The 20,116-nt window shown below is 55.0% G+C and carries 19 protein-coding genes and 1 pseudogene; 15 read left to right on the forward strand and 5 right to left on the reverse strand.

The annotated features are described in order from the left end of the window. Positions 1 to 14 precede the first annotated feature (14 nt). Together MHH78_RS30810 and MHH78_RS30815 are read left to right on the forward strand one after the other, a co-directional pair. Positions 15 to 686, forward strand: coding sequence for a sensor domain-containing protein (locus MHH78_RS30810; RefSeq protein ID WP_341169927.1), 672 nt, complete (start codon positions 15 to 17; stop codon positions 684 to 686). 111 nt (positions 687 to 797) lie between these two features. Next, entirely contained in the window at positions 798 to 1,400 is a 603-nt protein-coding gene (locus MHH78_RS30815; RefSeq protein WP_076079548.1) for a hypothetical protein, read from the forward strand. Positions 1,401 to 1,428: 28 nt separating this feature from the next. Here MHH78_RS30815 and MHH78_RS30820 read toward each other — a convergent pair whose 3' ends face one another. Beyond that, a complete protein-coding gene (locus tag MHH78_RS30820; RefSeq protein ID WP_063830883.1) occupies positions 1,429 to 1,920 on the reverse strand; it encodes an NAD(+) diphosphatase in 492 nt (163 codons plus the stop codon). 235 nt (positions 1,921 to 2,155) lie between these two features. On the opposite strand from MHH78_RS30820, the gene MHH78_RS30825 reads away from it, so the two are divergent. After that, positions 2,156 to 2,890 (forward strand): glycerophosphodiester phosphodiesterase, encoded by a 735-nt coding sequence (locus MHH78_RS30825; protein ID WP_036723244.1) that lies wholly within the window; start codon positions 2,156 to 2,158, stop codon positions 2,888 to 2,890. A gap of 242 nt (positions 2,891 to 3,132) precedes the next feature. Here the strand turns inward: MHH78_RS30825 and MHH78_RS30830 are convergent, their stop codons facing one another. Together MHH78_RS30830 and MHH78_RS30835 are read right to left on the reverse strand one after the other, a co-directional pair. Next, positions 3,133 to 3,984 carry a GGDEF domain-containing protein gene (locus MHH78_RS30830; protein WP_341169928.1) on the reverse strand — a complete coding sequence of 284 codons (852 nt, stop codon included), beginning with the start codon at positions 3,982 to 3,984 and terminating at the stop codon, positions 3,133 to 3,135. A 202-nt stretch (positions 3,985 to 4,186) separates the two neighbouring features. After that, entirely contained in the window at positions 4,187 to 4,765 is a 579-nt protein-coding gene (locus MHH78_RS30835) for a histidine phosphatase family protein (RefSeq protein ID WP_076079535.1), read from the reverse strand. A 196-nt stretch (positions 4,766 to 4,961) separates the two neighbouring features. On the opposite strand from MHH78_RS30835, the gene MHH78_RS30840 reads away from it, so the two are divergent. The 6 genes from MHH78_RS30840 (at position 4,962) to MHH78_RS30865 (ending at position 11,646) form a co-directional block, all read left to right on the forward strand. Beyond that, positions 4,962 to 6,128: a phosphodiester glycosidase family protein gene (locus MHH78_RS30840; RefSeq protein ID WP_341169929.1), complete on the forward strand. Its 1,167-nt coding sequence runs from the start codon at positions 4,962 to 4,964 to the stop codon at positions 6,126 to 6,128. Between the two features lie 215 nt (positions 6,129 to 6,343). After that, positions 6,344 to 7,966, forward strand: a complete 1,623-nt coding sequence (locus MHH78_RS30845; protein ID WP_341169930.1) for a spore germination protein — start codon at positions 6,344 to 6,346, stop codon at positions 7,964 to 7,966. Next, positions 7,963 to 9,066, forward strand: a complete 1,104-nt coding sequence (locus tag MHH78_RS30850) for a GerAB/ArcD/ProY family transporter (protein ID WP_341169931.1) — start codon at positions 7,963 to 7,965, stop codon at positions 9,064 to 9,066. Before MHH78_RS30845 ends, MHH78_RS30850 begins: the two co-directional genes overlap by 4 nt. Then, positions 9,063 to 10,295 carry a Ger(x)C family spore germination protein gene (locus MHH78_RS30855; protein WP_341169932.1) on the forward strand — a complete coding sequence of 411 codons (1,233 nt, stop codon included), beginning with the start codon at positions 9,063 to 9,065 and terminating at the stop codon, positions 10,293 to 10,295. Before MHH78_RS30850 ends, MHH78_RS30855 begins: the two co-directional genes overlap by 4 nt. 12 nt (positions 10,296 to 10,307) lie before the next feature. After that, positions 10,308 to 10,541, forward strand: coding sequence for a hypothetical protein (locus MHH78_RS30860; RefSeq protein WP_076079529.1), 234 nt, complete (start codon positions 10,308 to 10,310; stop codon positions 10,539 to 10,541). Positions 10,542 to 10,551: 10 nt separating this feature from the next. Then, positions 10,552 to 11,646, forward strand: coding sequence for a GerAB/ArcD/ProY family transporter (locus tag MHH78_RS30865; protein ID WP_076079527.1), 1,095 nt, complete (start codon positions 10,552 to 10,554; stop codon positions 11,644 to 11,646). Here the strand turns inward: MHH78_RS30865 and MHH78_RS30870 are convergent. After that, entirely contained in the window at positions 11,638 to 12,540 is a 903-nt protein-coding gene (locus tag MHH78_RS30870; protein WP_341169933.1) for an AraC family transcriptional regulator, read from the reverse strand. The two genes, MHH78_RS30865 and MHH78_RS30870, sit on opposite strands and share 9 nt — an antisense overlap. Before the next feature lie 246 nt (positions 12,541 to 12,786). On the opposite strand from MHH78_RS30870, the gene MHH78_RS30875 reads away from it, so the two are divergent. From MHH78_RS30875 to MHH78_RS30885, 3 genes are read left to right on the forward strand one after another with little or no spacing between them, the layout of a single operon-like run. Next, a complete protein-coding gene (locus tag MHH78_RS30875) occupies positions 12,787 to 13,041 on the forward strand; it encodes a FeoA family protein (RefSeq protein ID WP_036723378.1) in 255 nt (84 codons plus the stop codon). After that, complete coding sequence (locus MHH78_RS30880) at positions 13,038 to 13,769, forward strand: FeoB small GTPase domain-containing protein (RefSeq protein WP_340978718.1); 732 nt, start codon at positions 13,038 to 13,040, stop codon at positions 13,767 to 13,769. Before MHH78_RS30875 ends, MHH78_RS30880 begins: the two co-directional genes overlap by 4 nt. Continuing rightward, entirely contained in the window at positions 13,747 to 15,156 is a 1,410-nt protein-coding gene (locus tag MHH78_RS30885; RefSeq protein ID WP_036723236.1) for a nucleoside recognition domain-containing protein, read from the forward strand. The genes MHH78_RS30880 and MHH78_RS30885 overlap by 23 nt, the downstream gene beginning before the upstream one ends. A 5-nt stretch (positions 15,157 to 15,161) precedes the next feature. On the opposite strand, the gene MHH78_RS30890 is transcribed toward MHH78_RS30885, so the two are convergent. Further along, entirely contained in the window at positions 15,162 to 16,010 is an 849-nt protein-coding gene (locus tag MHH78_RS30890; protein ID WP_341169934.1) for a hypothetical protein, read from the reverse strand. A gap of 57 nt (positions 16,011 to 16,067) precedes the next feature. On the opposite strand from MHH78_RS30890, the pseudogene MHH78_RS30895 reads away from it, so the two are divergent. From MHH78_RS30895 to MHH78_RS30905, 3 genes and pseudogenes are all read left to right on the forward strand, one after another. Continuing rightward, positions 16,068 to 17,511 (forward strand): annotated as a pseudogene (locus tag MHH78_RS30895) (IS1182 family transposase). A 280-nt stretch (positions 17,512 to 17,791) separates the two neighbouring features. Continuing rightward, positions 17,792 to 18,637 (forward strand): STM4015 family protein, encoded by an 846-nt coding sequence (locus MHH78_RS30900; protein ID WP_341169935.1) that lies wholly within the window; start codon positions 17,792 to 17,794, stop codon positions 18,635 to 18,637. Further along, the gene (locus MHH78_RS30905; protein ID WP_341169936.1) at positions 18,637 to 20,112 is read left to right on the forward strand and encodes an STM4014 family protein; all 1,476 of its coding nucleotides are present in this window, start codon (positions 18,637 to 18,639) and stop codon (positions 20,110 to 20,112) included. The genes MHH78_RS30900 and MHH78_RS30905 overlap by 1 nt, the downstream gene beginning before the upstream one ends. Positions 20,113 to 20,116 lie beyond the last annotated feature (4 nt).

A 20,116-nucleotide genomic window follows, 5' to 3' on the forward strand; every position in this document is an offset into this window, starting at 1 on the left:
ATGGAGCGCCCTGAATGATAAGACAAAGTATACACGCGTGGAAAATGCTGATCCTCTCTCTGCCCAAAGGAATCATCGCCTTCGTAATTGCTGTTACAGGTCTATGTGCAAGCCTGCCCTTGATTATTGTATGGGTGGGGCTGCCGCTGCTGGCCCTGACCTTGGCCTGGTGCCGCAGCATGATGTCCAGTGAACACAAAACAGTTGAAGCCTGGTCCAGCGGCAACAGCCGACGTGGAACAGGGCTGCCTGCTGCCGCAGATCATGCTCCCGCCTTCCGCTGGGAGGGGCTGCGGACATTAGGACACCAGCTCCGCGAAAGAGAGTCATACCGGGGAATCCTGTACAGTCTCCTCCAGCTGCCCGCAGGTATTCTGGGGTTCACACTAGCACTGGTTCTGCCTGCGGTGGCCTTCAGTGCTCTTATGTCACCTGTGGCCCAGCGAATCAGTTCATCGGTATTCTCCTATGATCTGAATATGCTGGACCCGGAGTTCTTCTTCTTCCTGTCCGGCACAACCTCAGATGAACGCTCGTGGATTCTATGCGGAACCGGATTTGTACTGCTGCTGATTCTGCCGCTGCTGCTTGTGGGTCTTGGACGTCTGTACGCGGCCTGGATCAACGCAGTTTCAGGAACACCTGTGAATTCCACCAGTACCCCGCTTGAAGTCATACATACCTGATCTCTTCCCGCATATCTATTAATAGTTCACTTGCCAAAGCTTACGAAGCGGGTTGTGCCCAAAGTGATTGCAGGAAGGGCAGCCCGCACAACCTTGTGAGGAGGCGGTTCAGTGCTCATGATCCTGGTGTATCTGTTTGCTGTGCTTGGCGTGTCTCTCCTGCTGTTGGCTGCGGTTCTTCAGTACAGACTCTCCCGTCCCAGGGCTGCGGGCCATAGCGGGGCTACCCATGCCCTGTCCGCCTTCAGCCTGAAATTCCCCCAGCGGTTCATAACTCCAGACGAATCCCATCTGATTGCCCTGGACGAAGAAGGCCAGGCGCTCGCCATCGGGCTGCTGCATCCGGGGAAGCCGGAGCCGGCGACAGCCACCCTGTATACGTTCGATGCCATCCTTGGAGCAGAGATTGTCGAGAATGCTCTTACTCTCAGCAAGGTAAGCAAGACCAGCCGGATTACCACCAGTGCACCGAGAATACGGGCAGGTGCCGCCGCAAGCTATGAATTCACAGAGCCTGTCCAGGGCGGCAGTCCTGCCGAAGAGATCCGCGAGCTGACGCTCAGAATCTATTTTAGCAGCGCAGATACGCCTGTGGTATCCATTCCTTTTCTCCCGGCGCGCCTGCCGGCCCGCAAAACAGATCTTCAATATTCCGCAGCCTTCCTGGAGGCGCAGCAGGTACATGAGAGAATCCGCGACATCGTCTCTGCATAAGGGTAGCCTTAGCCTTCAGAATTCCCAATTACCGGACAACCGCTGTAAAATCCTCCAGAGCCCTCCCCTGTCTCAGCTTATCAATAATTGTAAGCAGGAAGCTCTCCGCGAGGCTGCCTGGTAATATGGCGTCCGCAGCTTCATCCAGTGTGAACCAGGCTGCGTGGTCCAGCTCGTCGCTCATGGCACTCAGGTCCTCCGTGTCAGCCACACTAATGTAATTGAGCATTAATGTATTAGACGGGGCGAAATACTGGCTGCGCATATATTCATAAGCAATCACCTCAAGCCCCGCTTCTTCCTTCACTTCACGGATCAGGGCCGCTTCGGCGTTCTCTCCCTTATTCACATACCCGGCGAGCAGAATGTAATCCTTGCGCTTATACTGCTGGATGAGCAGGATTCTATCGAGTCCCCGGTTCAGTACGGCTGTACTCATCGCTGTGCTGAACACAGGGAATCTGAAGACGGCGCATGAATCACAGTAGGGTACCTCACCTTCTCCATTGCATTCCTTCATTACCAAGCGGCTTCCGCATTCCAGACAAAACTTCAAGCTTTATCGCTTCTTTCTGTAGGTAGTATAGTTGTTGTCTATTCTAAGCGATTGCTTCCGAACGTACCACGGTAAAATTCAAGAAACCCGTCCTTTATAGAACAGGGGACAGGGTTTCTTGACGTGATGTGGAATATACTATAAGAGGCCTGGACACTACGGGCTGCATTACATCTAGAGATGGAGGGAACTACTCGACATGAACATCATTAATTTCGCGCATCGCGGCGCATCCGCAGCCGCACCGGAGAACACAATGGCGGCCTTCCGCAAGGGTCTGGAGCTTGGTGCAACCGGCATTGAGACCGACGTACAAATGACCAGTGACGGAGCAGTAGTAGTGATCCATGATGAGAGTCTTAACCGCACCACTTCAGGCAGCGGTTATGTGAAGGATAAGACGCTTCGTGAGGTGCTGGAGGTGGACGCAGGCTCCTGGTTCAGCCCTGAGTTCGCAGGAGAACGGATTCCGACACTGGACGAGCTGCTGGATCTGCTGCAGGGCCGGGAGACGATTCTGAATATAGAGCTGAAGAACGGGACCTTCCTCTATCCCGGCATGGAAGAGAAGGTCATCGCCGCTGTCCGGGAGCAGGGTATGAGTGAGCGGGTGGTAATCTCCAGCTTCAATCATTATTCCCTGGCCTACTGCAAGTCACTGGCACCGGAGATCCGTACGGGTATTCTCTACGGCGAGGGGCTGTACCGTCCTTGGAATTACGCGGCTACCCTGCAGGCGGATGCCCTGCATGCCCATCATTCCTCGGTACTGCCGGAGTTCGTGAATGCCGCAGCGGAGAAAGGCATTGTCTATCATCCGTGGACGGTTAATGATCCCGAGCGGATGCAGGCTCTAATCGATGCTGAGGTGGCGGGGATCATTACCGATCATCCGGATGTTCTGGCCGGGCTGCTGGCTGCCAGAAGCGTCTGACTGATATAACGCGGCTGCGCTGTCCATAGGATGGCGCAGCCCAGCGGATGAACGAAGTGGAATTTGTACATCTAATTTGGCGTCACAGGAGCTAAACGTAAAAACAGTTGGAAAAACAACACTTAACCGGCCCGATTCCCTCAAAATCCGGCGAATTTGGCAGATTAAGTGTACATCCTCCAACTGCTTACTTATTAACACTTTCGTTGCGGCACAATAAGTGCCTTTTATCCAACCAAACCTTATTGTGCCCTTGAGCTGCTGACCAGCTTCACGGAAGGAATACGGCTCTCCTGCTTGTATACGGCATAACGCCCGCTTCCCAGCTGCTTGGCACTGTACATAGCCGAATCCGCCTCCTGAAGCAGCTGCTTCGGGTCAATCCGGCCCTGGCTAATCGTCACGCCTACACTGGCGGACACGAATAATTCATGGCTCTCCAGCTTATAGGTACGGGTGATGCGCTCCAGAACCTTAAGGGCAAGCTGCTCTGACTCCTTACGGCTGCAGCGTTTGGCGATAATGACGAATTCATCTCCGCCCACCCGGAAAATATGCCGCTTGCCTTTGCAGGTAAATTGCTGCAGGCTGGTTCCTACAGCCTCCAGTAAAAGATCCCCTGTATGATGGCCGAGGGTATCGTTAATCGATTTGAACCGGTTCAGGTCGAGATATAATACCGCAAGCTGCTCGCTCAATTTGCAGTGATCCCAAAAATGATCCATTCCGTTCTTGTTCAGCAGGCCGGTCAGCGTATCCCGGTATGCCAACTCCTTGAGCTGGTCACGCTCCCCAAGGATCATGCGCACCCGCAGGAACAGATATAGTATACCGGCAAGTGTCAGCATGTACAGGAACAAAGAGATCAGCAGGCTTCTGCCTTCTGTAGTGAAGCCGGTTAAGGCTCTTCTGCCCAGCAGATGCATGCCGCCAAGCCCGACACTAATTACCAGCACCACAAGACTCGAGCGGACCGCCCGGGTTCTTTGCGGTTGTCTGGAGAAATCCTTTGTCAATCTGAGCGTGCTATATACGGTCAGGACCCCTATAAGTATGGATAGAATCGTCAGCATATAATTGCGAGCCTCTTCCACTAGTCTTACGCCCTCCTTCAGCCTATCAATGAATTTATGGTTTTATCGCTTTCAAGCGCTACTGTACAGGATCCGACTGAACATATTCTGAACAACTCCCGCAGGGGATGCTGGACATTAATACCCTCACCGGATCAGCACTAAGCATATTATCGGCAGGACCGGCGCTTTATTGTAATGAAATGCTCGGAAATATCCCGTCCTATCCGTCCATATGCTCCGCGCTGTTGTACAATTCACAGCTCCAGCTGTCATTCTCATTGACCAGGCAGGTGATAGAGGTGTTCTTCAGCAGCACGCTCACATCCAGGGAAGGCACAAGTCCGGCCAGCGTACTCCGCAGAATAGCCCCGTGGCTGACTACCAGCACATTGCTGCCGGGATGGCGGGCAGCAAGCTCTTCAATCGCCCGGACTCCCCGTTCGCGGGCCAGTTCCTGGCTCTCCAGCTTCAGATCCATCGTCTTCCACTGGCTGCCGAAGCGCTCGATCCGCTCGCTCTCTGTGGTTCCTTCAATCAATCCGCCGTTCATCTCCCGGATGTCCGGAAGGAGACCGGCCAGCGGGATGCCCAGCCTCCCGGCGATAGTCTCCGCCGTCTGTCTGGCCCGCAGCAGGTCGCTTGAATAGATATAATCCCACGCTTCGCCGCTAAGCCGCTCCGCAAGCACGCCGGCCTGCCGGAAGCCTTCCTCGTCCAGAGGATTATCCGTGTGGCCCTGGACCCGGCCCTCCTGATTCCAGCGAGTGCTGCCGTGCCGGATTAAGCCTATTCTTGTCATGATCGCTACCACCCTTATATGCAGATATTCTAATGTGTTCCCATTATAAACTAACCCGCTGCTGGATGCATGCTCCATTGACGGTAACGGAAGACGATTATATGATGGTAGCTCAAGTGCTGCATTCTGGGGCCTGTTCCAGAATCATCCTAACCTGCAGATCAACCTGCTATAAGCAAAGGAGATTTTGTGTATCATGAAAAAACTGCTCACCCTCTTTACCGCCTTCTGTCTGCTGGCTGTCCTTCTTCCAGCACTGCAATCCGGTGCCGCTGCGGCGCCGCAGGCCAAGCTTGCCGTATATGTGGACAAGGAGAATCACTCCTTCATCCCGGTCCGCTTCCTGAACGGCTTCGCCGGTATCCAGTCTGTGCTTACCGCTTCCGGCGGCCAGATTGAGATATCACGCGGCGAGAATTCCATTAGCTTCACTCCAGGCAAGCCCGGGGCTTCCGTCAACGGCAAGCCCGTTACCGCAAGTGTGCGGCCTTTCAGTGAGAACGGGACCACCTATGTCCCCTTGTCTCTTGTAAGCCAGACACTTGGCATACAGCTCCAGTGGAACAAGGAGGCCGGTTCGCTTACGCTGACAAGCGGGGCTGAAACAGGCACCGCTGAGACAGCCACCCTGCCTGTACAGAACGGCAGCCTGATCAAAAGCGGATCGCCCGCTATAGTCAGCGGACATCATACCTACAAGGTCGGCGGCCGCTCCTTCAGCGTCCAGACCGTCACGGTCTCCCTACTGCATCCTTCGGTGAACCTGGATGCCGTTCTGGCCGGGAATACCGTCGGCAAGACAGAAGCTCTTGCCAGCATCGCCAAGCGCAGCAATGCCGCCGCCGCGATCAACGGCACGTTCTTCGCTGCCTATACTGACGGCGCCTTCAAGGTTCCTTACGGCTACATCATCAGCGGCGGGAAGATGCTGAAGAACAGCTCCGGAGATAAACGGGCTGTCTTCGCTTACGACAGTAATATGCTGGCTGAGCTGATTCCGGGCAGTGAATTCAAGGCCCGCTTCGATTCCGGTTCCGTTCTCGGCGCACTCCAGGCGGGACCACGGCTGTTGGTCAACGGGAAAGTCGCGCTGAATGTGGCGGCCGAAGGCTTCCGGGACCCCAAAATCCTGACTGGCGGTGGCGCCCGCAGCGCATTGGGCATCACCCGCGATCATAAGCTGATTCTGCTCACCTCCGGAGGGGCAACTATTCCCCAGCTGGCGGAAATTATGAAGCAGGCCGGAGCCTACCAGGCGATGAACCTGGATGGCGGCGCCTCGAGCGGCCTGTACTATAACGGCAAGTACTTGACGACTCCGGGACGCCTGATCAGCAACGCTCTGGTCGTACAGACAAAATAATGCACCAAGCTTAGAATGTAAATCTTAAGTGTGTTGATGAAACTGCCTTTATGGAATGCTGCGAAGCTGCCATTCCTAAGGGGCAGTTTCTTTTTTTGATTCCAGCGGCTCCTCAAGCGGGCTCAGTTCAGTCTGTAATCAGGCAGAATAAGGAATACGCCTATGGGGGATAATACACCAACACATCCAGATTTCAGCAGAAGGGAGCCCCCGAGATGCCTCAAGAGCCGAAGAAGAGCCGCCAGACTACCAAAGATCCTGTAGAAACCTCCGTGCCTGCACCGCTTCCGCTGAAGCTCTCCCTTGAGGATAATTTACAGGAGTTCAGCCGCCGGATCGGCAGCAGCTCGGATATTGTCATCCGCCATTATAAGAGTGAAGCCAAGCCTCCACTTACCCTTGCCTTCATTTATATTGACGGTCTGGTCAACGCCGATACCGTCAATCAGGCGGTCCTCCAGTCCTTGATGGAGAACAGCACACTGAACGGAGACCGGATGACCACAGAAGCTGCCTTCGAACTGATAAAGGAGCACATTCTGCCGGTTGGGGGAGTAAAGGAGGCCCGGAACCTGGAGGTGCTGCTGCCCTTGCTTTTTGACGGCTATACCCTGATTCTGTTCGAGGGGCTTCAGGTCGCACTGGCTGCCGACACCTCCGGCTGGGAGAAAAGAAGCATTAATGAGCCGACCTCCCAGGGGGTTATCCGCGGGCCCAAGGAAGGCTTCACCGAGAGCCTGCGCACCGGGACCGCCATGCTGCGCCGCCGCCTGAAAACTGCTGATCTGCGGATTGAGGAATATACCATCGGCCAGCGTACCGGAACCGGAATTGCCCTCGTCTATCTGAAGGGCCTTGCCAGTGAACAGGTGCTGACCGAAATCCGCCGCCGGCTGAACGCCATCAATACCGACGCCATTCTGGAGAGCAATTATATTGAAGAATTCATACAGGACGGCGGACTGACGCCTTTTCCCACCATTCAGAATACCGAACGTCCCGACGCCATGGCCGGGGGCATTCTGGAAGGCCAGGTGGGGATTGTCATTGACGGCACCCCCTTTGCCCTGCTGGCCCCGTCCACCTTCTTCAACTTTTTTCAATCCAGCGAGGATTACTACCAGCGGTATGATATTTCCTCCTTTCTGCGGCTGATCCGCTACGGTGCGTTCTTCGTCTCTATGCTGCTGCCTGCACTTTATATTGCCGTTACTACCTTTCACCAGGAGATGCTGCCGACCACGCTGCTGATCAGTCTGGCTGCCCAGCGGGAAGGCGTTCCGCTCCCCGCCTTCGCAGAGGCACTGCTGATGGAGCTGACCTTCGACGTCCTGCGTGAAGCGGGGGTACGTATGCCGCGGACCATCGGACCGGCTATCTCTATCGTCGGTGCGCTGGTGCTGGGGCAGGCTGCCGTTCAGGCCGGGCTGGTCTCGGCGGCGATGGTCATTGTGGTTTCTTTTACCGCCATCTCGAACTTCGTGATTCCGTCACTGGCCATCGCCAACTCCATCCGGCTGATCCGCTTCGTGATGATGTTCATCGCTGCCTCGCTCGGCCTGTTCGGCATTATGTCCTTCCTGATGGTGCTGCTGATTCATATGGCAGGCCTGCGCTCCTTCGGAATTCCCTATCTGTCTCCGGTAGCGCCGATGATTCCGCGTTATCTGAAGGATATCTTCATCCGCGTTCCGCTATGGGGCATGAATATGCGTCCCAAGACCAATCTGGGCAAGGAGACCCGCAGACAATCACCGCACCAGAAGCCGCAGCCGGCTGAAGACGCAGCCAAGCCATCACCGGCACAGTCTAAGCCGCAGGGAGAGGGTCCAGCATGAATGGAAAAATCGGCACCACCCAAGCCGTCATGCTTGTCGTCAATACCATACTGCCGACAGCTACCGTCGTGCTTCCTATCATTATCAGCTCCTATGCAGAGCAGGACGCTCCGCTAGCGATTATCATGTCTACCGTGGCGGGGCTGTTAATTGCGTGGATTGTCGGGGCGGTAATTCAGAGCAGCAACGGTGCTCCTTTTCTGGACTGGGTCGGGGAGAAAAGCTCTCCGGTAGTGTCCGTGATCCTCGGTCTGCTGATGCTCCAGTTCTACCTGGACACCACGGCAACCATTCTGCGAGAATTCGTTAATTTCCTTAAAGACAACGTCCTGATCAACACTCCGATCACGGTGCTCGTCATTCTGATTCTCTTCATCACCATCTATATGGTAAGGCAGGGCATTGAAGCTATCGCCAGAGTGAACAGTCTGGTGATTCTGCTCTATCTGTTCTTCGTACCGCTGTATCTGCTAGGGCTGTACAACGACCTGAATGTGCATCATCTGCTGCCCATGTTCGACCATAGTCTGGCTGAGATCACCCTGGCGAGCCTGACACCGACTGCATGGATGTCTGAAGTGGCGGTGCTGCTGTTCCTGGCTCCTTATCTGCAATATCCGCAGAGAGCCAAGATTATCGGCTGGACAGGCCTGCTGTTCGTTGCAATCCTGATGATGTTCATTCTGATCACCGCCCTGATGGTATTCGGCCCGGAATTCATTAAGCTGAGTGCCTACCCCGGCTTCGCTACCATCAGCATCCTCCGGGTCGGCCGGTTCATAGAGAAGCTGGATATTCTCTTCATCTCTTACTGGGTGCTGTCGATCTATCTGAAATTTGCCATCTTCCTGTTCGTGACAGTGGAGTGCTTCAAGCAGACGTTCCGGGTCAGCAGCAGCCGGCCCTTCATTGGAGCTCTAGGTCTGATTATTGCCCTGGAATGCCTGTTCTCCTGGCAAAGCTCAGCCAAGCTGAACAACTACAATCAGGAAGGGCGGTTCGTGGTCTTCTTCCTGTTCAACGTCCTGGTGCCGCTGGGCGCGGTCTTGCTGAATAAGGTGCAGAAATCGCGCTCCAAGCGGAAAGGATGGGACACATGAACAAACCAGGCACCCTGCTGCGCCTTCTGCTCTGCCTCCCGCTTCTATCCGTTCTGCTCTCCGGCTGCTGGGATGACCGGGAGCTTAACGAACTGGGCATTACCTCCGGCTCAGCCTATGACTGGGAGGACAATCAGTGGAAGGCCACGTACCAGGTCATTAACCCCTCCTCAGGCGCCAGCGGGATGGGTGGCAGCGGAGGAGGCAGCACAAGCTCGCCGCCTTTCCTCACCTTCACCGTCAAGGGGCGGACGATCATGGAAGCCATTGAACGAACGAATCTGACCAGTACGCGGGAGATGTTCTTCTCCCACTCCAGAATCACCGTCATCGGCGAGAGCCTGGCCAGACACGGGATCAATCAGCTGATTGATATGTTCCTGCGCAAGCAGGATGCCAGAGAAACGGTCTTTGTGTTCATCTCCCATGGAGATGCCGGGATGATTCTGGATCAGCTGATGCAGATGACCAAGAATCAGGGCGCCGGCATCCAGCTTATGATCGAACAGGAATCAAGGCTCTTGTCCTACTATCCGGGAATTCGGCTGTATGAGCTGGCGATGGCGCTGTCCTCCGAGTCCAAAAGCGCGGTGTTGCCGGAGATACTGCTGACCGGCCCCCGGACGATGGATGAGACCAGTGAGACCGCAGTTACCGACCTGCCCTCGCGGCTGGCGCTGGGAAGGCTGGGCGTCATTAAAGGAGATACGTTCGCGGGCTGGCTCAGCCAGAAGCAGGCGTTTGGGCTTTCTTTTCTGACCGATAACATTGATTCTGCCACCATCGCCTTCCCCTCCCGGCCGGGGGCAAGCGACAAGCTGGATGCTTCCTTCATCCTGCAGAATTCGGCCACCACCGTCCACCCGGTCTGGGACAAGGATCATTATGTGATGGAGGTTAACGTCAAGGGCAGCGGTGTGCTGACGGAGCTTGGCAGTGTCATGGATCTGAACGACCGCAAAGCGATCAGTGAAATGGAGGCCTCGCTGGAGCAGCGGGTGCTGGAGCTAATGAATAACGCCTGGGCGGAGGTCAAGCGGCTGGGGGCAGACGTCACCGGATTTGCTGTGAGGGTACACCGGAGCGATCCGAAGCGCTGGAAGCAGATTGAGAAGGAGAAGAGCTGGGACAGCGTCTTTCAGGAGATTGAGCTCCGCCCGCAGGTCTCCATCGAGATAGAACGGACCGGACTCAGTAATAAATCATTCAAGTCTGTCCAGCAGAAGTAAGGGAGCATATCTATGAAAATAGCTATTACTCTTCTACTCTATGCGCTTGCCTATGGTTGGGGGTGGACGAAGCTGCGCGGAGAAGAGCGCCGCCGGCGACGGCTCTTACTTGGCTGCATTATGGGGTACGGGGCGTATCTTAATCTATGCGGAATTACCAATACCCCTCATGTATCGCTGGGCAGCCTGTATACGGCGTTCTTCCAGCCTGTCGGCAGAGCCATTATCTATTGGTTAGGAGGCTAAAGATGCAATCATGGTGAACAAAGAACAGGTCTCTTCCCTGCAGATTGCGTTCATGATTATGCTGTTTGAAATCGGCAGCACGCCGCTGTTCCTGCTTGGGGGCACCGCTAAACAGGATTCCTGGCTGGCGATGTGTGCAGGTTCAGCGGCGGGCTTCGTCCTTCTCCTTGTGCTGATGTGGATTCAGCACCGGTCTCCGGGCACCGACCTGATTGGTATGCTCAAAGCTCATTTCGGCACAGCTCCAGGGGCGTTCATCGGCGCGGTCTACAGCCTGTATTTCGCCTATCAGTCCATGCGCAATGTCCGCGACCTCGGCGAGCTGACGGCGATGACCATGCTGCCGAGAACCCCGATGGCCATTACGATGCTGGTGTTCGTGCTGCTGGCCCTATATGCGATCTGGAAGGGGGCAGAGGTTGTCTTCAGGCTGCCTGAGGTGCTGCTGCCGGTCATGCTGTTCTTCTATTTCCTGCTTATTGTGATGCTGAGCATCATGGGGGCGATTGATCTCAGCCGTCTGGCGCCGGTGATGGAGGGCGGGCTGATGCCGGTCCTGCAAGCGGCACTGCCGGAGATCGTCTCATTTCCCTTCGGGCAGATGATTGTTTTTCTGATGCTGTGGACGCTATGGGAGAAGCCCGGTGTGCCTGTAAAATACACAGTGAACGCCTATCTGCTCATCAGCGCATTCCTGATCTTCATGAACGCGCTGAATGTGGCCGTCCTCGGCCCGGCGATAGCGGGAGTGAGCCAGCTGCCTTTTCTCAAAACCGTCCGGGTGCTGTCCAATCTCAAATTTGTCGAGCGGCTTGATATTCTGGTCACGATCCAGCTCTTCCTGGGGCTGCTGATCAAGATGATGCTCTTCTACTTCTGTTCCGTAAAAGCTCTTGCAGAGCTGACCGGCAAACCGGCCAAATGGTGGGTCTTCCCTGTGGGGGCAGTCATCTACGGCTCCTCATTCCTGGAACGGGATTACACCCAGCATATCGCCGTCGGCCTGGGGCCGAGCCTGAAGCTTGACCCGCTATTCCAGGTCGCCATTCCGCTGCTGCTGGCCCTGTCGATCTGGGTGCGGGGCCGGTTACAGCGTTCAGCTTGAAGCAGTGTGCTCCGGCTGCTGGTCGAACTTCAGATTCTGCGGCCCGGACGGAAGGTTCTCCGCACCTGTAGAGCCATCCGTTACGGGAACATCCTTGCCTACTTCCTCGAATTCACATTCCCCCAGCCATACCTGTCCGCTTCCGCTCAGCAGAATTCCGATATTGATCACATCGGCTTCGGACGGAATATCCATGACGCAAGCATAGTGGTTCCATTCCGTGGTTCCTTGTATGCTCCGGTTCTGCATGTTGTCAAATGCCAGCATATTCTGCTGATGATCATCCACCCTCATCCACAGGCCGCTCCAGCCGGTGACCTCCTCCGTTCTAACGAACCCGGAGAAACGCATCCGTCTCCCCCGATACTCTCTTGCCTGAAACTGCTGCATCAAGGTTCCAAAACTATTGTCGTCCTGCGCAGCCTCTTCTTTGGAGTGAAGATGCATCGAGGGACTTGTCTTATAGCAGACGCGGGGATCAATCTCGACCTTATATTTCTCCTGGTGGGTACCTGTAATATACCAGCCTGTAATCTCTGACATTGTAAATACCTCTCTTTCTTGAATCAATAGTCTCACCTGCGATCTGTACTGAGCAGGCGGCAAATCATAAATTTCCTTGAAAGCTCTTGTAAAAGCCTCCTGGCTCTCAAAGCCGCACTGCAGCGCAATCTCAAGAATACGTGTCTCGGAGTACAGCAGGAGATTGGCTGCTTGGCTGAGACGGCGGGCCCGGATATATTCATGGACATTTTTATTCACATATTTACGAAAAATCCGGTGAAAATGATATTTGGATAAACCCGCTGCCTTAGCCACCTTCTCCAAATCCAAATCCTCTTCCAAATGCTGCTCAATAAATTCGATGCTCTTGTGAATCAACTGATAGTGCATGACTCTCACCCCCTCCACAACTCAAAGTATATAGCAGACACCGGAAATACTTTTGATAAATCTTGCTGTATTCATCTTTCCCTAGGGAAACATTATTGTTGCAAGGACAAATTTATTTACGTATACTAATCTTGTGGCAGGATGCAATATTCTGTGCCCTGCACAATATACTATACAAGTGCATATTTCATACTTAAGGATAACTATAACTATTCATTCATTATTCATACGAAAGTGGGAGAGCTTATGGCCGGAGCCGTAATTCCATTGTCTGAAGCTACGAACGGCAGCACGCTGCGGATCAGCGGCATCGAGGTCCAGGGTGTGCTGCGGAGAAGACTGCTTGATCTCGGATTTGTTGCCGGGAACCGCGTAGAAGTGCTGCGGCGCAGCCCGCTTGGAGACCCTACGGCTTACCGGATCAGCAATACGACCATTGCCCTGCGGCGGGAAGAGAGTTCCCTCATTTATGGCGAACTGATTGGAGGCGGAGAAGGATGAGTGAGTATACCGTAGCTTTTGCCGGCAACCCCAATACAGGCAAGAGCACGCTGTTCAACCTGCTGACCGGTATGCGCCAGCATACCGGCAACTGGGCCGGCAAAACCGTAGTCACCGCCGAAGGGCGTTTCACCCACAAGGAGCATACTTACCGGGCCGTTGACCTTCCCGGCACCTATTCGCTCTACTCCAATTCCGCCGATGAAGAGGCGGCCCGGGACTATATTATTTTCGAGGAGCCGGATGTCACGCTGGTGGTTCTGGATGCAACGTCGCTGGAGCGCAACCTCAATCTGGCCCTGCAGGTGCTGGAGATAACGGGACGCGCCGTAGTCTGCATCAATCTGATCGATGAAGCCAAGCGGCTGGGCATTGATATTAATCTGAAGCGGATTGCGGAGCGGCTCGGGGTGCCTGTCACGGCCATTTCGGCCCGCAACGGGATCGGTATTGAAGCGCTGCTGGATCAGATCGCACGCGTAGCGACCGGTGAATTCAAGGCAGAGCCGCTGAAGATCACCTACAACGAGGAGATTGAGCAAGGCATTGCCGAGCTGATCCCGATGGTAGAGCAGACAGTCGGTGCCAGATATCCGGCACGCTGGATTGCCCTGCGCCTGCTGGACGGTGACCACAGTCTGCTGGCTTCCCTCAAAGCCCATATGGGACGCAAGGGTATATCTGTAGCGAAGGAGGTGGCCCGCCATGGAGTCACCGCATGCCATTAACGGCCAAGACCCGCTCGATTCCCTGCTCGCTACTGCGAAGAAGCTGGCAGACAAAGGGGCGGTCCGCGACGAGATCGTCAGCGGAATCTACGGCGTATCGGCCGGAATCTGCAGCGATGCCGTTACTTATCACGACAAGAAGAAGCTGGGCAGCACCTACAAGCTGGATAATATCGTCACCTCGAAGATCTGGGGCTTCCCTATTATGCTCGCCGGTCTTGGTCTGGTATTCTGGATTACCATTGCCGGAGCCAACTATCCTTCCGGCTGGATTGCCTCCCTCTTCAGCTGGATCGAAGGCTATCTGACCGCCGGCTTCGAGGCTGTTCATGCCCCGGCCTGGCTGCACGGCGTCCTTGTGCTGGGACTGTACCGTGGAACCTCATGGGTCATCAGCGTTATGCTGCCGCCTATGATGATTTTCTTCCCGGTGTTCGCGCTGCTGGAGAATTTCGGCTATCTGCCCCGGGTGGCTTTTAATATGGACCGCTTGTTCAAGAAATCCGGGGGGCATGGCAAGCAGGCCTTGACGATGTCGATGGGCTTCGGCTGCAATGCTGCCGCTATTCTGTCCACCCGCATTATTGAATCGCCCCGTGAACGGATGCTGGCCATTCTGACCAACAACTTCGTTCCTTGCAACGGCCGCTGGCCTACGCTTATTCTGCTCTCCTCCATGTTCATGGTCGGGGCGGCAACCACCGGAGCACTGCGCACCTTCGCGACTGCGCTGGTGTTAATGGGCATCGTACTGGTCGGAATTATCGTCACCCTGAGCGTATCGTGGATCATGTCCAAAACCGCGCTGCGCGGTGTGCCTACCCACTACACTCTGGAGCTGCCACCCTACCGCCGCCCGCAGATCTGGAAGACCATTGTCCGTTCCTCCAAGGAAAAGTCGCTCAATGTGCTGACCCGCGCCATCATCGTGGCCGCTCCGGCAGGGATCATCACCTGGATTCTCGGGAATGTATTTGTCGGCGGTGAGAGTGTGCTGAATCATATGGCGGCCTGGTTCGATCCGTTCGCGCAGCTGCTCGGCATGGACGGCTTCATTATTATGGCCTTCATCCTCGGCCTGCCCGCTAACGAGATTGTGCTGCCTATCCTGCTGATGGGCTACATGTCCTCCGGGGCCATGGTCGATATCGAAGGTCTCGGCAGCATTAAGGACATCTTCCTGAGCCACGGCTGGACGTGGCTGACGGCGCTGAATATGATGCTCTTCTCCCTGCTCCACTATCCTTGCGGCACCACACTCGTGAACATCTACAAGGAGACCAAAAGCCTGAAATGGGCCGTGCTCTCCGCTGTAATCCCGCTCGCTATCGCTATCGGCGTGACCTTCGCGGTGGCTTCGGCAGCCCGGCTGTTCGGCTGGGTGTAAATCATTCAGAGCACTATTCCCCCGGACGGGCGGATAGTGCTTTTTTGCGCTCTGGGCGCATCCTTCGCGGAAACCACCGCCACGCCCAATGTGGTCACTTTTTCGACCACATTGGGGCCGCGCGCCTCCGCCAGGCCCAATGTGGTCGGTTTTTCGACTACATTCGGACCACACGCCACCGCCACGCTAAATGTGATCGGTTTTTCGATTACATTGGGACCGCGCGCCTCCGCCGTGCCAAATGTGGTCGGTTTTTCGATTACATTCGGACCACACGCCACCGCCAGGCCCAATGTGGTCGGTTTTCCGATTACATTCGGACCACACGCCACCGCCGTGCCAAATGTGGTCGGTTTTTCGATTACATTGGGGCCACACGCCACCGCCAGGCCCAATGTGGTCGGTTTTTCGATTACATTGGGGCCGCGCGCCTCCGCCGTGCCAAATGTGATCGGTTTTTCGATTACATTCGGACCACACGCCACCGCCAGGCCCAATGTGGTCGGTTTTTCGATTACATTGGGACCACACGCCACCGCCACTCCAAATGTGATCGGTTTTCCGATTACATTCGGACCACGCGCCTCCGCCAGGCCCAATGTGGTCGGTTTTTCGATTACATTCGGACCACACGCCACCGCCACTCCAAATGTGGTCGGTTTTTCGACCACATTGGGGCCGCGCGCCTCCGCCGTGCCAAATGTGGTCGGTTTTTCGATTACATTCGGACCACACGCCACCGCCAGGCCCAATGTGGTCGGTTTTTCGATTACATTGGGACCACACGCCACCGCCACTCCAAATGGAGGCCACTGAAAAAGTCCATAAAGAACTGAAAGAGACATTCGACACAAAGAATGTCTCTTTTTTTCGATACAATTAAAGAATTAAATCAAAGGCTGGTGGTCTTCATGCTTCCTAAGCAGCAAAGTTTTATCTTGAGCCCGTATTTACAATATACTCATTCCAAAAGATAACTTGTTGCGGCGCATGGACGAGTTGGTGGACTTCAGCTTTGTTTATGAGGAACTAAACGAAAGGTATTGCCAAGATAATGGACGAACCGCGGTAGACCCGGTCCGAATGTTTAAATATCTACTGCTTAAATCCATTTATGACTTGTCTGACGGCGATCTTGTGGAACGCACCAAAACCGATTTGTCGTTCAAGTTTTTTCTACATATGGCGCCAGAGGAAGAGGTTATTGATTCTAGTTTACTGAGCAAATTTCGTAAGTTGCGGCTGAAAGATATGAAGTTGCTCGATATACTCATTGGTAAAACGGTGGAGATTGCCATTCAGCAAGGAATCATTCGCAGCAAATCCATTATTGTTGATGCTACCCACACCAAAGCCCGCTATACCCAAAAAAGTCCGCAAGAGTTGCTGCGAGAACGTTCCAAAAAGGTACGAAAAGCAATCTATGCCTTAGATGAATCTATGAAAAGTTCCTTTCCAGTGAAGCCCGTTACGAATGTACTGGAAGATGAAATTCAATATTGCCAAGATCTTATTGAGGTCATTGAAAAGGACGGACGTTTTACCGGACTCCCCAAGGTCAAAGAACCCTTCAATCTATTGAAAGAAACCGTCGCTGACGATGTTGAACAGTTGCAGACTTCTACTGATCCAGATGCCAAAGTAGGCCACAAAAGCGCAGATTCCTCATTTTTCGGGTACAAGACCCATATCGCGATGAGTGAAGAGCGAATCATTACGGCAGCGACCATTACCACGGGAGAACGAAACGACGGGAAGGAATTGCAAACTCTTATTGAAAAGAGCAAAGCTGCGGGCATGAGCGTAGAGACAGTCATTGGAGACAAGGCCTATTCAGAAAAAGACAATATTGCTTACAGTACGGAGCAGGGCATTGAACTTGTGGCCAAATTACATCCACAGATTACGCAAGGAAACCGAAGAAAAGAAGACGAATTCGATTTTAATAAAGATGCGGGTATGTATGTCTGCAGAGCCGGGCATCTGGCCATTCGAAGAGCACGGCAAGGCAAAAAGGGACAGGGCAAAAACCAAAAGGATACCTACTTTTATGATATTGAAAAGTGTAAGCGATGTCCTTTAAAGGAAGGGCGCTACACAGAAGGCGCTCGGAGTAAGACCTACTCGGTAAGTATAAAGAGCAACGAACATGCCAAGCAAGCTGTGTTTCAGGAAAGTGAACCCTTTAAGGTCAAAGCGAAAGAGCGCTACAAAATAGAAGCCAAGAATAGCGAACTCAAACACAGACACGGGTACGATGTTGCATCTTCCACGGGTTTAGTTGGCATGGAGATTCAAGGAGCCATGGCGATATTCACTGTTAATTTAAAACGAATATTGAAACTCATGGAGTAACCAAAGTTGAAGAAATAGGTAAGAAAAAGACGACGTCCATTCGGAGAAACCGAATAACGTCGTCTTTTAAATACGTTTTTTTACTTTTTCTAAGAAAGGCTAGTTTTTCAGTGGCCTCCTCCAAATGTGATCGGTTTTTCGATTACATTGGACCCGTACAACCCCGTGGTTACGGGCGTTAACGGGGAAATAGGTGCACCTGTTCCTCTGCTATTTGACTCTCCCTCTCACTACATGTTAGGGTGATTTGGAAGCTACTATTTTCCGGGAGGGATTGTTCATGACAGCAGTGAAGCTCAGTATTGATTATGATGCATTTGAAGAAGGCAAGCGGATGGAGACGGAGATTGAACACTTAAGCGGAAGTCCTGAAGCCGCCGGCCTGACCAGCCTTACAATTGGCGACTGGGGTCAAGCCTACGAGAACAGCTCGGAGGAAGCCGTCCAGGCCCTGGTGAAGCACAGCGCCAGCTTCCCGGCACTGCGTAAGCTGTTCATCGGGGATATGAGCTACGAGGAATGTGAAATCTCGTGGATTAACCAGACCGATCTCTCGCCGCTGCTGTCCGCTTATCCTGAGCTGCAATCCCTGACTGCACAAGGCGGTACCGATCTGCGTCTGAGCCAGCTGCAGCATGACAAGCTCGAAGAACTCATTATTATTACTGGCGGACTCAGTAAGGCCGTGCTGGCGGACATTGCCGCTTCTCGCCTGCCGAATCTGCGCAAGCTGGAATTATATCTTGGTGTAGACAATTACGGCTTCGACGGCGGGCTGGAGGACCTCCTGCCGCTGATCGAGCCCGGGAAATTCCCTAATCTAACTTATCTCGGACTCAAAAACAGTGAGATTCAGGACGAAATTGCCGCAGCCCTGGCGGATGCGCCCATTCTGGACCAGCTCCATACCCTGGACATGTCACTGGGAACGCTTAGCGATACCGGCGCAGAGGCGCTGCTCGCCAGCGAGCGGGTGAAGGGACTGAAGCTGCTCAACCTGAGCCATCACTACATGTCTGACGAGATGATGCAGCGCCTAAAGGACAGCGGCTTGCCGGTGGATGTCAGCGACCAGCAGCAGGCCGATGACGATGATGACTGGCGTTATCCGTCGATCACAGAATAATGCAGCCCGCAGCTCCGCTGATTGTCTTCTGCCAGCCCGGCGACCGGCGCTCAGCCGGTATCCAGCAGGCGCGCTCGCGTCTCGGAATGCCACCGGCGCTGCTGATTCCCTACGCCGGGCTGCTGGAGGGCCAGCCGCTGGCTGATCTGCTTACGCTGGCTGTGCAGCAGCAGATTCGGGACGGAGGCCCGGGGCAACCGCTGCTGGAACAGTGGGAATCCCTGCGCGATCACAGCAGCGGGCCCTCCGAGCGGGAGTCCGCTAGCGGCAGCTCCAGCGGGCATCCCACGCTAGAGTCCGCTGGCGGCAGCTTCAGCGGGCATCCCACGCTAGAGTCCGCTGGCGGCAGCTTCAGCGGATCCTCCGCAGCGGAAGCGCAGCACCTGCTGACGGATTCTCCGGGCGGCAGCTTCAGCAGGCACGCTGCGCCGGAATCCGCAGTGTGCCCGCCACTGCTGCGGCTTGAGTCCCCCGGCGGCAGCTTCGCGCTGGAGCGGGCGCTTATCGCGCTAGGCGCACCGGATGCGCCGGACCAAGACGACTCGCTGCACCCGTTCGGGCAGCAGCCGGACCTGAGGCCGCTCAGCTTCAAAGCGGCCTCAGCCCTGAAGGACCTGCCCGGCGTGCTGCATCACCCGTCCCAGTGGTTCCGCGGCTACTGCCGCCTGCTGGCGCGGCTCCGGCAGGAGGCCGGGCAGCTCCTGCCCGCCTCACGCTGGACCAACGATCCGGCGGAGATCGCAGCCATGACGGACAAGCGCCGGACCCAGCAGATTCTCGCCGAGTCCGGCGTCCCTGTTCCCCGGCCGCTTCGCGGCAGCGGCGGACAAGTCCCCGTGGATTACGCATCCCTGCGCCAGTTGATGCTGTCGGAGCGGATGCACCGCGTGTTCATCAAGCTGGCCAGCGGCTCCGCTGCTTCCGGCGTGATTGCTTATCAGCTGAACCCGGCAACAGGAGCTGAGTCGGCGGTTACCACCATCGGAGTCGAGAGCTATATCACCCGTCCCCCGGTGTATTATAATTCCGGCAAGCTGCAGCGTTATACCGATTCTGCCCGCCTTGCCGGAATCATTAACTGGCTCTACCGCCACGGTGCCTATGCCGAGCAGTGGATTCCGAAGCCCGGCAAGGACGGACATTCCTTCGACATCCGTCAGCTGGTTGTCGCTGGTGAAGCCTGCCATGCAGTCGCCAGAGTCAGCACCACACCGATTACGAATCTGCATCTGCGCAGCCGGCGGATGACTCCGGCGGAGGCCGGGCTGAGCGAAGCGCAGCAGGCAGAAGTACGCCGGACAGCGGAGGCTTCGCTGGCCGCTTTTCCGCGCTGCTCTATCGCGGGGATTGATGTGCTGCCAGGAAGCTCCGGGCAGATGTATACGGCGGATGTGAATCCTTTTGGCGACTTGTTGTACGATGTTGAATACCAAGGCTGCAGCACCTACGAATGGGAAATGAAGCAGCTGTCTTAGGAGG

Source organism: Paenibacillus sp. FSL H3-0333, assembly GCF_038002805.1.
Lineage (GTDB): Bacteria > Bacillota > Bacilli > Paenibacillales > Paenibacillaceae > Paenibacillus_AQ > Paenibacillus_AQ silagei.